The organism is Chryseobacterium sp. BIGb0232 (genome assembly GCF_024810195.1).
GTDB classification, from domain to species: domain Bacteria; phylum Bacteroidota; class Bacteroidia; order Flavobacteriales; family Weeksellaceae; genus Chryseobacterium; species Chryseobacterium pennae.
Genome location: NZ_JANUEH010000014.1, coordinates 140043 through 155149 on the forward strand (window position 1 = coordinate 140043; position 15107 = coordinate 155149).

Annotated in this window: 12 protein-coding genes; 5 read left to right on the plus strand and 7 right to left on the minus strand. The window is 35.0% G+C overall.

The genetic code is table 11. From position 1 onward, the window contains the following. Positions 1 to 108: 108 nt before the first annotated feature. Both M2372_RS23265 and hutH read right to left on the minus strand, forming a co-directional pair. Entirely contained in the window at positions 109 to 558 is a 450-nt protein-coding gene (locus M2372_RS23265; RefSeq protein WP_123321410.1) for a GNAT family N-acetyltransferase, read from the minus strand. 76 nt (positions 559 to 634) lie between these two features. Continuing rightward, entirely contained in the window at positions 635 to 2122 is a 1488-nt protein-coding gene (gene hutH / locus M2372_RS23270) for a histidine ammonia-lyase (RefSeq protein ID WP_115971691.1), read from the minus strand. Between the two features lie 130 nt (positions 2123 to 2252). On the opposite strand from hutH, the gene M2372_RS23275 reads away from it, so the two are divergent. From M2372_RS23275 to M2372_RS23285, 3 genes are all read left to right on the plus strand, one after another. Then, entirely contained in the window at positions 2253 to 3014 is a 762-nt protein-coding gene (locus tag M2372_RS23275) for a hypothetical protein (protein ID WP_123321409.1), read from the plus strand. A gap of 87 nt (positions 3015 to 3101) precedes the next feature. After that, positions 3102 to 4895 (plus strand): excinuclease ABC subunit UvrC, encoded by a 1794-nt coding sequence (gene uvrC, locus M2372_RS23280; protein WP_123321408.1) that lies wholly within the window; start codon positions 3102 to 3104, stop codon positions 4893 to 4895. 249 nt (positions 4896 to 5144) lie between these two features. After that, entirely contained in the window at positions 5145 to 5924 is a 780-nt protein-coding gene (locus tag M2372_RS23285; protein ID WP_123321407.1) for a GEVED domain-containing protein, read from the plus strand. Between the two features lie 363 nt (positions 5925 to 6287). On the opposite strand, the gene M2372_RS23290 is transcribed toward M2372_RS23285, so the two are convergent. The 3 genes from M2372_RS23290 to M2372_RS23300 are packed head-to-tail and all read right to left on the minus strand — an operon-like array spanning position 6288 to position 8981. Further along, the gene (locus M2372_RS23290; protein ID WP_123321406.1) at positions 6288 to 6998 is read right to left on the minus strand and encodes a hypothetical protein; all 711 of its coding nucleotides are present in this window, start codon (positions 6996 to 6998) and stop codon (positions 6288 to 6290) included. 9 nt (positions 6999 to 7007) lie between these two features. Further along, positions 7008 to 8090, minus strand: a complete 1083-nt coding sequence (locus tag M2372_RS23295; RefSeq protein ID WP_115971686.1) for a PorV/PorQ family protein — start codon at positions 8088 to 8090, stop codon at positions 7008 to 7010. Between the two features lie 12 nt (positions 8091 to 8102). After that, entirely contained in the window at positions 8103 to 8981 is an 879-nt protein-coding gene (locus M2372_RS23300) for a DMT family transporter (protein ID WP_123321405.1), read from the minus strand. Between the two features lie 197 nt (positions 8982 to 9178). On the opposite strand from M2372_RS23300, the gene M2372_RS23305 reads away from it, so the two are divergent. Together M2372_RS23305 and M2372_RS23310 are read left to right on the plus strand one after the other, a co-directional pair. Beyond that, entirely contained in the window at positions 9179 to 9700 is a 522-nt protein-coding gene (locus tag M2372_RS23305) for a GNAT family N-acetyltransferase (protein ID WP_115971684.1), read from the plus strand. A 283-nt stretch (positions 9701 to 9983) separates the two neighbouring features. Next, positions 9984 to 11612 carry an acyl-CoA carboxylase subunit beta gene (locus M2372_RS23310; RefSeq protein ID WP_123321404.1) on the plus strand — a complete coding sequence of 543 codons (1629 nt, stop codon included), beginning with the start codon at positions 9984 to 9986 and terminating at the stop codon, positions 11610 to 11612. Between the two features lie 84 nt (positions 11613 to 11696). On the opposite strand, the gene M2372_RS23315 is transcribed toward M2372_RS23310, so the two are convergent. Continuing rightward, positions 11697 to 13136: an AAA family ATPase gene (locus tag M2372_RS23315; protein WP_123321403.1), complete on the minus strand. Its 1440-nt coding sequence runs from the start codon at positions 13134 to 13136 to the stop codon at positions 11697 to 11699. 57 nt (positions 13137 to 13193) lie between these two features. After that, a complete protein-coding gene (locus M2372_RS23320; RefSeq protein ID WP_123321402.1) occupies positions 13194 to 14312 on the minus strand; it encodes a VWA domain-containing protein in 1119 nt (372 codons plus the stop codon). Positions 14313 to 15107: the final 795 nt, after the last annotated feature.

The window sequence follows — 15107 nt, forward strand, 5'->3', positions numbered from 1 at the left end:
ATGGGTATATTTTAATTAATACAGGTAAGGAAAGCGATGCAGGTCTTACCATCCCATAAAATCTTAAAATCTTTGATTTGCCATCCTGAATCAAAACTTCAGATTTTCTTATCTCAGCTTTTTTTCATAGCAAACACTGCTATCCACACCAATATACTGTCCATAATTTGGAATCTGCTGGAATCCGCTTTTTTCATAAACGGAAATAGCATTCATTAAGTCCCGGGAAGTTTCAAGGACAGCCTTTTTATAACCTATTTCTTTAGCCCAGCTTTCAAGTTCTTTCACGATGGTGGAACCTAATCCTCTTTTCCTGAATTCTGGACTTGTAAACATTCTTTTGATCTCAACAGTGTCATCGGAAAGTTCCTTGAAAGCACCGCATGCTGCCGGAACTTCATCAATGTAAACAACAATACAGTTTTTAATCCCATCAATCGTATTAAACTGAGCAAAAAATGCCTCATTATCTCCATTATGCTCTGCAAGATTGGCGTCAAGATATTTTACAAGGGTTTGAAAATCTAAAGAAGTAGAATCTGTTCTGTGTATGATCATGTTTATATTGGTTAAAAATTAAATGATTCTGAAAACAAAAAAGCTCCCATTCGGGAGCCTTTCATTTGTATGTTAATTAGTTGACAACAAACTTTCTTTCTTTGATAAGCTCTGCAATGGCCAGCATATCCTGACCAATCAGTCTGTCATCTTCAAGTTTTGCCACTTTTGAACGAAGAATGGTGTAGTTTTCTTCTATGATCTTAGAACATTTCGATGGCCTTCTGAATTCTAGTCCCTGAGCAGCAAACATTAATTCAACAGACAGAATATTCACCAGATTTCCAAGAACCTGATTGAATTTTCTTCCTGAAATACTCCCCATGGAAACGTGGTCTTCCTGTCCTAAACTTGTAGGAATAGAGTCTGCAGATGCCGGGAAACATAATGTTTTATTCTCTGTTACCAAAGCTGCAGAAGTATATTGAGGAATCATAAATCCTGAATTCAATCCTGAGCTTTCCGTTAATAATCTTGGAAGTCCATATTTACCTTCAAGCAATAAATAACTTCTTCTGTCTGAAATATTTCCTAATTCTGCTACGGCAAGGGTTGCGTAATCTAAAGGTAAAGCCATTAGCTGACCATGGAAGTTACCTCCTGAGATAGATTCCTCAGCACTTAATACAATTGGATTATCTGTCACAGAGTTTAATTCTGTTTCTGCCATGCTTCTAAGGTGTTCAAAAGCATTTCTGCTCGCTCCGTGAACCTGTGGCACACATCTCATGGAATATGGATCCTGAACTCTTTCGCAGTCTTCGTGAGCTTTCATGTTCTCTGAACCTTTCAGGAACTTAAGCATTCTTGCTGCCACTTTCTTGCTTCCTTCGAACGGTCTGATTTCGTGAAGCTCTTTTTTGAAAGGACTTTCAGAACCTCTGTAGGCTTCAATACTCATTGCAGCCGTCATATCGGCAAGGTCTAACAGATATTCAAACTTCTCAAGTCCCTTGATAGAATGCGCTAAAATAAACTGTGTACCGTTGATTAATCCTAGCCCTTCTTTTGGTCCTAAAACCAATGGATCAAGATCATGTTTTTCCAGTACTTCCATTGTTTCAGAAACTGTATCACCTTCCCAAACCTGTCCAAGCCCTAATAAAGGCAATACCAAATGGGCCAGAGGAGCCAGATCTCCTGACGCTCCTACAGATCCCTGTTCAGGAACTACCGGAATAATGTCTTTTTCAAGCATCAGGATCAATCTCTCGATAACTTCAAGAGAAACTCCTGAAAATCCTTTTGATAATGCATGAACTTTTGCGATGATCATGATTTTTGAAAGCTCTTTTTCAATGGGTTTCCCTACCCCTACTGCATGAGAAATAATCAGGTTATACTGTAACTGTGCTGTTTCATCAGCTGATATTTTAGTATCACACAACGGCCCGAAACCTGTATTGATCCCGTATACACATCTATCTGATTCTACTATTTGCTGTACGTTTCTCTGAGATTTTAAAATTTGTTCTTTAGCTGCTTTGTTCAGCTTGGCTTTATTAGGTTTTTTACATATTTCCAGAACATCATGGAAAGTAAAAGCATCTACTCCGTATATCATTTCTAAAAAATTTTCTTAAAATTACGCATTTAGCAATAATTGAAGAAACTAAATTTCACTGTTCTATATTTTTATTTAAAGTAGTGAATTAATTTGTTATTTTTACTCCCGAAATTAAAAACTATAATACATGAGACTGAAAACTTTACTGCTTGCATTATGCGTTGCAGGAACCACTTCCTTCGCCCAGAAAATAAAATATTCGAAGGAAGACATCAAAAAAATGGAGACTTACCTTTTCAATGAAGGATTTAATGCTCCTTCTCCTAAGAAAACATCCACCATTATTCTCAAAGACGGTAGTTCACACAAAGGATTCTGTAATAAAATTGAAACAAAAAAGGGACAGATTTACGAAGTAGCTATTAAAGATAGTATTACAAAGAAAACAGCCAATTTCAATGCAGACCAGATTGGTGAAATGTATGTGTATCCAAGCAATGCAGAAAAAATAATGAAAGTTTCACGGTATATGGGCAATATCAGAAATTATAGCACAAAGAAACTTACCAAGAGAACCAACAATGACAGGATATATTTTGTCAACCAAACCGTTTCTTTGAAAAATAAAAAGGATGACAAAGAATTCCTGATGCAGGTAATTAATCCTGATTTCGATAATATCATTTCTGTATATCATGATCCGAGAGCCAAAGAAACAGGCGGATTTTCTGTAATGGGAAGCCCTCAACTAGGCGGTGGCGTTATCAAATCTTATTATGTAAAGAAAGGAGATAAAGTAATGTGGCTTCATAAGGATGATTTTGAAGATAATTATGATTTTCTTTTCGGGGATAATAAAGAATTCATGAAACTTTATCCTAAAAATTCGGTTGAATGGGATTATTTCAGCTTTCTGGTAAATGCTTATACTGATATGAGTAACGGATAAATAGTATTCAATATAAAATTTAAAAACCTGTAGTGTATTCTGCAGGTTTTCTTCTTTTTAAACAGAAAGAATCCTTAATTTTGTTACATGAATCCTTCTTTAGAACTACAGCTCAAAACTTTACCCTCCGAACCTGGCGTTTATCGTTATTATGATAAAAACGAACAGCTATTGTATGTAGGAAAAGCTAAAAACTTAAAGAAGAGAGTTCTTTCTTACTTCAATAAAAACCTTTCAGGATATAGGATCAAAATTATGGTCAGTAAGATCCAGCGACTGGAAACCACCATTGTAAACAGTGAATATGATGCTCTTTTACTGGAAAACAATCTGATCAAAGAACATCAGCCGTTTTATAATGTAATGCTGAAGGATGATAAAACCTATCCATGGATCTGTATTAAGAATGAGGATTTTCCCAGAATTTTTCTAACCAGAAATAAGATTAAAGATGGTTCCGAATATTATGGCCCTTATGCTAAGGTACGCCCTGCAAAAATATTACTGGACACAATCAAACATATCTATAAACTCAGAACCTGTAACCTGAATCTTTCTCCTGCTAAAATTGCAGATGGCAAGTATAAAGTCTGCCTGGAGTATCATATTAAAAACTGTGAAGGACCTTGTGAAGACCTTGAAAGCAAGGAAGAATATGATGAAAAGATAGATGCCATCCGCGGAATTGTAAAAGGAGATTTCCGGAAAGCAAAAGAATATCTGGTGAACCAGATGATGAAACTGGCCTCCGACCTTCAGTTTGAAGATGCTCAGATCATTAAAGAAAGACTGGATATTCTGGAAGATTATCAGGCTAAAAACACTGTAGTAAATCCAAACATTGATGATGTGGATGTCTTTGGTATGACCAGTGATGAAACGGCTGCTTATGTTAATTTCTTTAAAATCAGAAACGGAAATATCATTCAGAGTTTTACAACGGAGATCAAAAAGATCCTTGAAGAGTCTGATGAGGATATTATGGAAGAAGCTTTAATCGAAATCCGCCAGAAATTCGGATCTGATTCAAAAGAAGTTCTTCTCCCTTTCCACTTGTCTGTAGAAATTCCTAATGTGAAGCTGATTGTTCCTAAAGTTGGAGATAAAAAAAGAATTGTAGAGCTTTCTGAAAAAAATGCAAAGGAATATCGTCTGGAAAAATTAAAACAGGTTCAGATTATTGATCCGGAAAGGCATACTAACAGAATTATGGCTGAAATGCAGAAACTTCTCAGAATGCCTGTAGAGCCACGCCATATTGAAGGGTTTGATAATTCGAATATCCAGGGAACCAATCCTGTTTCTGCCTGTGTAGTTTTTAAAGATGGTAAACCCAGCAAAGCAGATTATAGAATTTTTCACCCTAAAACTGTAGAAGGGCCCAACGATTTTGCTACAATGGAGGAAGTAATCTACCGCCGGTACAAAAGAATGCTGGATGAAGGTGAAAGTCTTCCGCAACTGATCCTTATTGATGGTGGGAAGGGACAATTATCCTCTGCAGTTAAAAGTCTTAGATTATTGGGATTATACGGAAAAATTACCATAGTAGGAATTGCTAAAAGGCTTGAAGAGATTTTCTTCCCGGAAGATCCTATTCCATTATATCTTGATAAAAAGTCTGAAACGTTAAAAATCCTGCAAAGAGTGCGGGATGAAGCCCACCGTTTTGGAGTAAAACATCACAGAACAAGAAGAAAAAACTCCACTATAAAATCTGAATTGGAGGAGATTCCGGGAGTTGGTGAAAAAACGATTGAACTTCTGTTATCAAAATTGAAATCTGTTAAAAGAATAAAAGAATCTAATCTGGAAACTTTGGAAGAAATTCTGGGAAAAAGTAAAGCTAGGGTCATCTGGGAATTTTTCAATTCAATTTAATATTTTCCAAACATCAATCACTTATTACTAAAAATCAACCCATTAATTGGCTCATTTTTGTTCTAAACAAGCAAAAAGATTAGAAAATAAAATCCAAGATAAATTAGAATATTAAAAAAAACTGTTAACAAAATTAGATTTTTTTAACAAATAGTTCGTGTAAAATGATAAATGCAATTCAATAAATTCACATAATAGTGATTTAATATCTTTTTTCTTACATTTGGTATTAATTAAAAAATCACAATTATGAAAACACACTTATTCTCTGCAATTCTATTTGCATACCTTTTATCGGGCTTCAGTTTTGTCAATGGACAAACATATTGCAATCCAACTTATACTAGTGGATGTGGAGACTGGAAAGTAACTAAAGTAACAATCCCACAAGCTAATTTCAATGACTCGTCTTTTACAGGAGATTGTAATACTTTAAGAAATAAGACTTCTACTATTATTAACATGAATCCAAACACTACTTACGGTATAAATGTTAGTACGACGGGTTGGGTTTCTTGTGGAATGGCAATAGACTTCAATCAAAATGGCAATTTTGATGACGCTGGCGAAGTATTATTTATGCCAGACTATATTGCAATACCACAGCCTACTTATAGTGGTACCTTTTCAATCCCGTCATTAAGCCCGGGAAATTACAGAATGAGGATATGGAATCGTTTAGCCAATTCCGGAGATGGAAACCCTGCTCAATCACCTTGTGGTACTTATGGTTTTGGAAATTGGGTCGATTACACTGTAACTATTACACAGACTCTTTCTACAAAGGAAATATCTTTATCAGAAACCAAAATTTACCCTAATCCGGTTTCCGATGTGCTGACTATTGAAGACACTCAGACTATACAATCAGTTGAAATTTATGATTTCAGCGGTAAACTTATAAAAAATGATTTTTTATTGAATAAAAAAAATGTCTCCATTAAACTTTCAAATCTAATTCCAGGTACTTACACAGCTAAAATAAAGAACACCAAAGGATCGCAGGTTTTTAAATTCATAAAAAAATAAAAGTATCCAATTTCTAATAAGGGAAGACCGTTTCACTAGTTGAAATGGTCTTTTTAGATTATTAGTAGTATTGATTAAGATGGTTTACTATATGTTGAATATTATTATCTCAAAATAAGACAACATAACACTAAAGCACCATAAACACAGGAAATAATAAAGTCGTAAACGTAAATTAATAAAATATCACATATAAATTAACATTATTTATAATATTTTTCATAAATTAGTACAAGTTAACAAAAACTATACACAAGAATTTGCTTACTAACTCATTTAAAGAAAACACATCATCATATATGAACATAAAAGAGGCTGTCTCAAAAGAGATAGCCTTTTTTAAATAAATGTATTATATTATATTTATTTTCTCGTGAAAACTTCTTTAGCGTATCTTCCGTCAGCCTTAGGTATATCAATTACAATATTTCCATTTTCAAAATATCCAATTGTTACTGTAGTCGTATTATCAGAAAGCTTTACGATAAATACATCTTTTTTTGATGTAGTTTTAAAAATAGCAAATGGTAAAGCGCTGCCTGATTTAGCCAGAATAAACTGATTTTCATCAATCTGTATCTTCTGTACTTCTACTTTTCCATTAGAATAATTATCCGCAGCTGAAGCAACTGAAGGGGTTGATTCTTGAGCTGCAATCTGAACAGGATTAGATGGGCCAACGCTTATTAAAGCCTGCTTTAGAGCATCTGCCAATCCCTCTTGAAACTCTTTTATATCTGAACTTCCTTTGGACTCAAAAAGCACCTTATTGTTGCAATCTTTAAACTCAATCTTTAATTTATTTGTAAAAAAACTTTTAATAGCCTGCACGTCTGCATTCAGTACATTACAGGAATTGTCCTTAGCTTCCCATGGCCATTGCTCTTTACTGGTAGATAAAATTGTATACTTTTTACTTTTTAATGCTTTTGCTAAAGCAGCTTCCAAACCATAACTATCTCCTTTGAAACTTGTAAATTTGTCAGGAATAGATACATATTTATAATCTGAAACATTCTGTCCGAAAACAGCCGTTGAGCAAATTGCCAACATCAATATCGATAATTTTTTCATACCTTCATTTTAATCATTTCTGAATGCTCCCATATCCAGTTTAAGCGAGAAGAAATTGGAATAGAAATTAGATCCGCCAATACCTGAATTTGTAATCGCATAATCCAGGGTTAGACCTCTATATTTGATCCCGATCCCCGCACTTGGCTGGAAAGAAACTTTTCTTTTTAAATCTTCTATATCTGTAATAGATTGGAACCTATTGATCCCCAATCTCACAAAAATCATTTTCTGATAGCCTAATTCAGCTCCGGCATAAGGGCTGATACTTGCAAAATCACTTGAAATAAGAGAAGCTGTCTTAGCAAAATCCACATTAAGCCCAGCTTCCGGCAATACATAAAGACTGCTGTTGATTTCAAATAATTTACTTGCTCCTACATTAAGTTTAGGCATCGTAAGTTCCATCTTATCTTTAGGTGCAGGGTTGAATTCCTCTCCATTCACAACGGTTGATAATTCTTTCTGGTTAATACTCCAAAAGTTAACTGTAGTTGTGATATCTCTTACCATTCCTCCAAACTTCCAGCCGTTTTCACCTTTATAAATTGCTCCCACGTCAAACCCAAAACCATATCCACTGGCAAATTTCCCTACATTTCTATAGACAATTTTAGCATTCACCCCTACATCAAGATTTGGATTTCCTCCAGGGTGGAATGCATATGAAAGTATCGCTGCATAATCAGACTGGGAGAATTTTGTGATTTTATCATAATCAATATTCCCTTCCGCATCAATCATCTGGGTTGTATTCAAAATATTATCTACCCCAAGCCTCACTACTGAAACTCCAAAAACGCCTTCTTCCATGACTCTTGCGTAAGCTAAATAATCGTATTTGGCTATAGACTCAAAGTATTCGGCGTGCATTGCAGCTCCCTGCCAGTCTTTATCTATAGACATCAAACCTGCCGGGTTCCACATAGGAGAATACACATCATCCTGGTTGGATATTACAGCTCCACCCATTGCCAGTCCTCGGGCACCCGCTCCGATATTTAAGAATTCATTGGAATACTTCCTGATAATCTGAGATTGAGACAGCCCATAGAGCAGTGAAAATGCAAGTAAAAAATATTTTTTCATCATTTAATATTGATGCTAGTTAAAGTTTTTAGTTTTTCTGGACTTTATTAATCCATTTGCAATGATTGCCAGTATCATAACTCCTGAGGCAATATAAAATATCGGGCTCATATGTTCTGATTCCCCAAAGATAAAAAAAGCTAGTATAATTCCGTAAACCGGTTCTAAATTAACTGTTAAAATTAGAGTAAAAGGTGAAATGTATTTCATTAAATTCACTGATTCCAGCATCGGAAATGCAGTAAAAACACTGGCCAACAAACATATTAACGCCATATCACGATAGTTTATTTCATTCATTTGAAAAATTTGTCCTGAAAACAAATAAAATAACATTAAAATAAACCAACCACAGAATATTTCATAAAATATAATATTCCCGGAACTTGTTTTCCCAAACATTTTGCCATTAAAAACAGAAAATATTGTCCCAAAAATAGCGCAGAAAACACCATAGATAATCCCTTCCTTATATTGGAATTCTGTTTTAAAGATCAATAGAATGCAAGACACAATAACCACTCCCATCACCACTTCTGAAATATCAATCTTCCTTTTAAAAATAACAGGCTCCAAAATAGAAGCAAAAAGCGTAGATAATGAAAGACAGCTTAAAGCAATAGAAACATTGGAAACCTTGATAGAATAAAAGAAACAATACCAATGGAGCGCCATAGCAAACCCAATCGCCGCCAGTTGAAAGAATATTTTTTTGGAAACCTTAATACTTTCTTTTTTATATATCCTGATGAATACGAAAAGAAAGATAGCAGCAAACAACATTCTGTAAAATACAAGGATCTGAGCATTGGCATGAATCAGTTTTCCTAAAATTGCAGTGAAGCCCCATAAAAATACGATTAAGTGCAATCTGAAAAGCGCTAATTTATGCATGTCCTATCTTCTTTAAAATTTTAACAGGCAAATTTACAAATAGGCTTTTATAAATCTCATAAAAAATATAAATTTAAAGTAATAAAAAAATGATAAATAAAGTTTTTAATAGTTTTTCTGCCTACTACATAATGTATTCTATTAATTTTCCAGAAAAACAGATGAAAAAACAATACAGTTTCTTTTAACCTTACAATATGATATTAAATCCAGATATTAAAATCAAAACAAAGCATTTAACATTACAGCCTGTTGATGACTCATATATTGATGACATTTCAGAACATTTTACCACAGAGGTGACCAGATATATGCCCTTCAATCCGCAAGGTGACAGGGGAGAAATAATCAACTTTGTGAATGAATCAAAAAGAACCTTATTACAAAATACAGATCTGGTAATGGTTGCTCTGGATTCAAATGGAGATTTTACCGGATGTTGTGGTATCCATAATATTACAGAGGAATCTATTGAGCTGGGATTATGGTTAAAAAAGAGTTCTCAGGGAAAAGGACTGGGAACCGAAATCATCATAAGCCTCATTGAATTTCTTGAACAGAATTTTACGTTTAAATATATTTTGTATCCTGTAGATGAAGAAAATACAGCCAGCAGAAAAATTCCGGAAAAACTGGGATTTATTCCGGCTAAAAAATACAGGAAATATAAAAATCCATCCACCGACCTTACTATTGTAGAATATAGAAAATATTATTAGCAATTATTGATCTGTAATAAAAAAACCCTGAAAATTTGTTAAACTTTCAGGGCCTTCAAATAATAAACTATTAAAAAAATAAACTAGGAACTGAGTATTTTTCAGAGGTTATCACCCTCTGTTACTCTTATGTAAAGTTAGAAAAAATATAAACTATTTAAAAATATTTTTCTGTTAAAAATTTCACAATTTACTAATAACCAAAGTATTAAACATGTGTTTTACTTCCTGTTCGTATTCCTCATAAAAATAGTATCTTTAAGCGTAAAAAATTGAAAATTCTATGGACATCGAATTCAACAAACGAGAAGATCAGAACAGATTAAAATTATCAGAGATAAATCGCTTGCTTGCCGAGATCAAAAAAGGAGGCGGTGAAAAGAGGCTTCAGAAGCTTCGTGAGGAAGGAAAAATGACCGCAAGAGAAAGAGTAGACTATCTTCTTGATAAAGATTCTGATTCCATAGAAATTGGGGCATTTGCAGGCTATGAAATGTATGAAGAGCATGGCGGCTGTCCTAGTGGAGGTGTTGTAATCGTTATGGGTTATGTTTCCGGAAGACAATGTATGGTAGTAGCCAATGATGCCTCTGTAAAAGCAGGTGCCTGGTTTCCTATCACAGGAAAGAAAAACCTGAGAGCTCAGGAAATTGCCATGGAAAATAAACTTCCGATCATCTATCTGGTAGACTCTGCAGGAGTTTATCTTCCGATGCAGGACGAAATTTTTCCTGATAAAGAACATTTTGGACGAATTTTCAGAAATAATGCTAAAATGAGCGCTATGGGAATCATCCAGATTTCGGCGGTAATGGGCAGTTGTGTAGCAGGAGGAGCTTATTTGCCTATTATGAGTGATGAAGCCATGATTGTGGATAAAACAGGTTCTATTTTCCTTGCAGGAAGCTATCTTGTAAAAGCTGCTATTGGAGAAAGCATTGATAATGAAACATTGGGCGGAGCTACTACCCACTGCTCTATTTCGGGTGTCACCGATTATAAAGCTAAAGATGATAAAGATGCTCTGGACAGAATCAAAAATATCATGAAATCTATCGGAAGTACTGAAAAAGCAGGCTTCGACAGAATAGAAAGTTTTCCGCCAAAGGAAAACCCTGATAATATCTTCGGAATTATGCCGGTTTCCAGAGCAGAGCAGTATGATACGTATGAAATCATCAAATGCATTGTAGATAATTCTGAATATGAAGAATATAAACCAGATTATGGCAAAAGTATCATTTGTGCTACTGCAAGAGTAGATGGCTGGTCTGTAGGAATTGTAGCCAATCAGAGAAAACTGGTAAAGAGTGGGAAAGGAGAAATGCAGTTTGGAGGAGTAATCTATTCTGATTCTGCAGATAAAGCAACCCGGTTTATTGCTAACTGCAATCAAAGAAAGATTCCTTTAATCTTCTTACAGGATGTTACCGGTTTCATGGTGGGGTCCAAGTCGGAACATGGCGGAATTATCAAAGATGGAGCAAAAATGGTGAATGCTGTTGCCAATTCTGTAGTTCCTAAGTTCACGATCATTACTGGAAATTCTTACGGAGCAGGAAACTATGCAATGTGTGGAAAAGCGTATGATCCCAGACTGATTGTAGCATGGCCCTGGGCTGATCTGGCAGTAATGGGTGGAACACAGGCTGCTAAAGTACTGGCCCAGATTCAGGAATCTACCTTAAAAAAACAAGGGAAAGAAATTTCTGAAGAAGAACATAATAATATATTGGATACCATTTCAAAAAAATATCAGAAACAAACTGAATCTACCTATGCAGCAGCGAGATTATGGACTGATGCTATTATCAACCCAACAGACACCAGAAAATGGATTTCTATGGGAATAGAAGCAGCTAATCACTCTCCTATTACAGAAAAATTTAATCTGGGAGTTATTCAGGTTTGATAATTAATTTGATTAAAAATATAAAAAGATGTGGAAGTAATTTCCACATCTTTTTGTTTGTATGCTCTTTAAGTTTTAGAAATTTTAAGAAAAGAAAACTCCCGTTCTGAATCTTTCTCTATTCAGCCTTTTGTTTACTGCCAATCCCCAAAGAATAAACTCTTTTAAGAATAAAACATCTTCCGGCTGAGTATCTGGCTGATATTTTTCAATAATCTGATCAAGAGGATAAATTCTGTTAAGAGATTTTGCATAGGCTTCATCCGAAGATTCATCTGTAATTTCCAAAAATCCATCGTCCTCCAAAAACCACTCTGTAATTTGGCTAAATGGCCCATCAATATTCTTTTTCTCTAGTTTCTCCACTTTCGGGAAATAAGAGGTGAATAAAGTTCTGATTGCATTATCAATTAATAACTGAGCCACCGCTTCCGATCCTTCCTGCTCACCTTCATAAACCAATTCCACTTTTCCAGTAATCGCAGGAATTATTCCCACAAAATCACTTAATCTTACCGAAGTTGTTTCGTCATCTGTCAGTAAAGACCTGCGTTCCGCTGTACTCAATAAATTCTCGAAAGCTGTAATACTCATACGGGCACTTACTCCACTTTTTGAATCTACATATTCGCTCTCGCGAGCTTCAAAACCAATCTGCTCCAAAAGATCCTTCGCTAAAGAAGGAACATATACTCCATTTTTCTGACGACTGTCTAAACTGGATTCATAATTGGTAATTTCTCTTGCAATATTGATATTTTCAGGATAATGCGTCAAAATCTGCGATCCTATACGATCTTTCAGTGGAGTAACAATACTTCCTCTGTTGGTATAATCTTCAGGATTCGCGGTGAAAACAAATTGTATATCCAAAGGCATTCTCACCTTAAATCCACGAATCTGCACATCGCCTTCCTGCAAAATATTAAACAGAGAAACCTGAATTCTCGCCTGAAGATCCGGCAATTCATTAATTACAAAAATACAACGGTTTGCGCGTGGGATCATCCCAAAGTGAATCACACGGTCATCTGCATAAGAAAGTTTAAGATTGGCAGCTTTAATAGGATCCACATCTCCGATCAGATCGGCAACAGTCACATCCGGAGTAGCCAGTTTTTCGAAAAATCTTTCATCACGGTGAAGCCATTCTATTGGAGTATTGTCCCCTTCCTTTTCAATTAATTCTTTAGCATAACGGGAAATCGGATTCATTGGATCATCATTAATCTCACTTCCTTCAATAAAAGGAATCCATTCATCCAGTAAAGAGGTCATCATTCTTGCCAGCCTGGTTTTCGCCTGCCCCCTCAATCCTAATAAATTAATATTATGCCGGCTTAGAATAGCGTGTTCCAATTGAGGAATAACTGTATTTTCATATCCGAAAATTCCCTCAAATACAGATTCTTTATTACGAATTTTAGTTTTTAAATTATCTCTTAATTCGTCTTTTATATTTTTTGATATATATCCTGATGCTCTTAATGAACCCAGTGTTTTTATGTTTGGCTTTTCAGTCATTTTATTTAAAATCTGATTTATAAACTTTGAAATATATTTTTAATGAATAATTATTTTCTAGCGGATTCTTTTCTTACGATTCGTCTCATAATCCTCAAAAATCATATGTCCTAATCCATTGAGTCCTGTATAAAAAGCCTTCCCTTGATTGGCTTCTGTAAATTCACTCACGAAACGCTGTAAATAAGGATCCTGCGCAATCATAAAAGTAGTGATAGGAATATGGAGCCTTCTTGCCTGGGATGCCATATTATAACATTTCTGAACAACATATTCATCCAAACCATAAGAATTCATGTAATAAGTACCATCCGCCTGACGAATACAACTTGGTTTTCCGTCGGTAATCATGAAAATCTGTTTGTTGGTATTTCTTTTTCTACGCAAAATATCCATTGCCAATTGAAGTCCTGCCACTGTATTTGTATGATAAGGGCCAACCTGCAGATAAGGCAGATCCTGAATTTTAACAGGCCATGCATCGTCTCCAAAAACAATGATATCGAGAGTATCTTTCGGATAGCGTGTGGTAATAAGTTCGGCAAGTGCCATTGCCACTTTTTTAGCAGGAGTGATACGGTCTTCTCCATACAATATCATACTGTGGCTGATGTCAATCATCAAAACGGTGCTCATCTGTGATTGATGAATACTATCATCTACAATTAAATCATTTTCAGTAAGATGAAAATCTCCGATTCCGTTATTGATTTGAGCATTCTTAAGACTTTCCGTAATAGAAATTTTCTCTACCGGATCACCAAAATTATAATTACGAAATTCCCCCGTTGTATCTTCTCCCGTTCCGCTCTTATTGGTTTTATGATTGCCGTTACTACTTTTACCAATGTTTCCGAATATTTGATTAAGTGCTTGTTTACGGATATTCTGTTCCATTTTCGCGCTCAGGCGAATTCCATTCCCACCATTAGGATCAACTTCATCACGGATATATCCTTTCTTTTTAAGATCCTCAATAAAATTGTCAATAGTGTATTCCGGAGTAGTAAGCTGATATTCTTCATCCAGCATTCGAAGCCAGTCAATGGCTTCATCAAAATCTCCTGAAGTATGGGTTAGTAAATCTGTAAAAATTTCCAGTAACCTATCAAATACAGACAGTTCCGGTGCTTTGTAAGTTTCAAATCTGAACCCTCTCACAATATGCTCTTTCATATAATAAAGTTACAACATAAATAAAAAGGCTTTAAGAGATTTAGTCTATTGCAATTTTTGTGAATAGAAATAATCTTGACTTAATTTCAAATATATTCCAGGAGCTTAATCCTGCTATCCACTCATACTCCTCGCGCCTTTCTATCCCAACGCTTAAGCCTTGCTCTCCCACTCCTGCTGTGGGGTAACCGTTACTATCAGGGCTAGGAAGAGGAAGAGCAATAGATAATATATGCCTATGAAGCTGATTGTAAGATTATTTATTGATAATGGGTAGTAATCATTAATATTTGTATGATGCTTTAGATTCTCAGTACTACTCACTATTTGCTATTCCGTAGGGATCCAGTCAACATTATCCATTCAATTTTACCATTAAAAATAAGAAGCTATTTTTCTTCTTTCAACCGTTGGGATCCTTCAGGATGACAGAATACGGTAATACAGACGAGTCCAATGATATCAGGAAATAACTTGATAAAATAAAGGATAAAAGGATAAAAATAAAGACAATGTAAAGAGAAAATAAGCAGCTGGGATTCTACAGGCTCAGCATTCAATAGAAACGGGCTTTAGCCAAAACATAGATAATAGATAATATTCAATACTTATTGCTTATCACCATTGTATTGGGGTATTTGAATAATTGGAGAGTTGGAGTTGTAGCTTAGATTTTGGGTTGGGGTTGTATTTTGATCCTTGAGTATAGAGCAAAAAAAAATCCTTTATCTTTCGATAAAGGATTTTTAAAAATAAAATAAAAACTGGCGGCGGCCTACTCTCCCGCGTTAGCAG

Coding starts and splice junctions, on each gene's coding strand:
- M2372_RS23290 (WP_123321406.1), bottom strand. CDS start 6,998: ATGAAAAAATTATCGATATTGATGTTGGCAATTTGCTCAACGGCTGTT.
- M2372_RS23265 (WP_123321410.1), bottom strand. CDS start 558: ATGATCATACACAGAACAGATTCTACTTCTTTAGATTTTCAAACCCTT.
- M2372_RS23305 (WP_115971684.1), top strand. CDS start 9,179: ATGATATTAAATCCAGATATTAAAATCAAAACAAAGCATTTAACATTA.
- M2372_RS23315 (WP_123321403.1), bottom strand. CDS start 13,136: ATGACTGAAAAGCCAAACATAAAAACACTGGGTTCATTAAGAGCATCA.
- M2372_RS23320 (WP_123321402.1), bottom strand. CDS start 14,312: ATGAAAGAGCATATTGTGAGAGGGTTCAGATTTGAAACTTACAAAGCA.
- M2372_RS23285 (WP_123321407.1), top strand. CDS start 5,145: ATGAAAACACACTTATTCTCTGCAATTCTATTTGCATACCTTTTATCG.
- uvrC (WP_123321408.1), top strand. CDS start 3,102: ATGAATCCTTCTTTAGAACTACAGCTCAAAACTTTACCCTCCGAACCT.
- M2372_RS23295 (WP_115971686.1), bottom strand. CDS start 8,090: ATGATGAAAAAATATTTTTTACTTGCATTTTCACTGCTCTATGGGCTG.
- hutH (WP_115971691.1), bottom strand. CDS start 2,122: ATGATATACGGAGTAGATGCTTTTACTTTCCATGATGTTCTGGAAATA.
- M2372_RS23300 (WP_123321405.1), bottom strand. CDS start 8,981: ATGCATAAATTAGCGCTTTTCAGATTGCACTTAATCGTATTTTTATGG.
- M2372_RS23310 (WP_123321404.1), top strand. CDS start 9,984: ATGGACATCGAATTCAACAAACGAGAAGATCAGAACAGATTAAAATTA.
- M2372_RS23275 (WP_123321409.1), top strand. CDS start 2,253: ATGAGACTGAAAACTTTACTGCTTGCATTATGCGTTGCAGGAACCACT.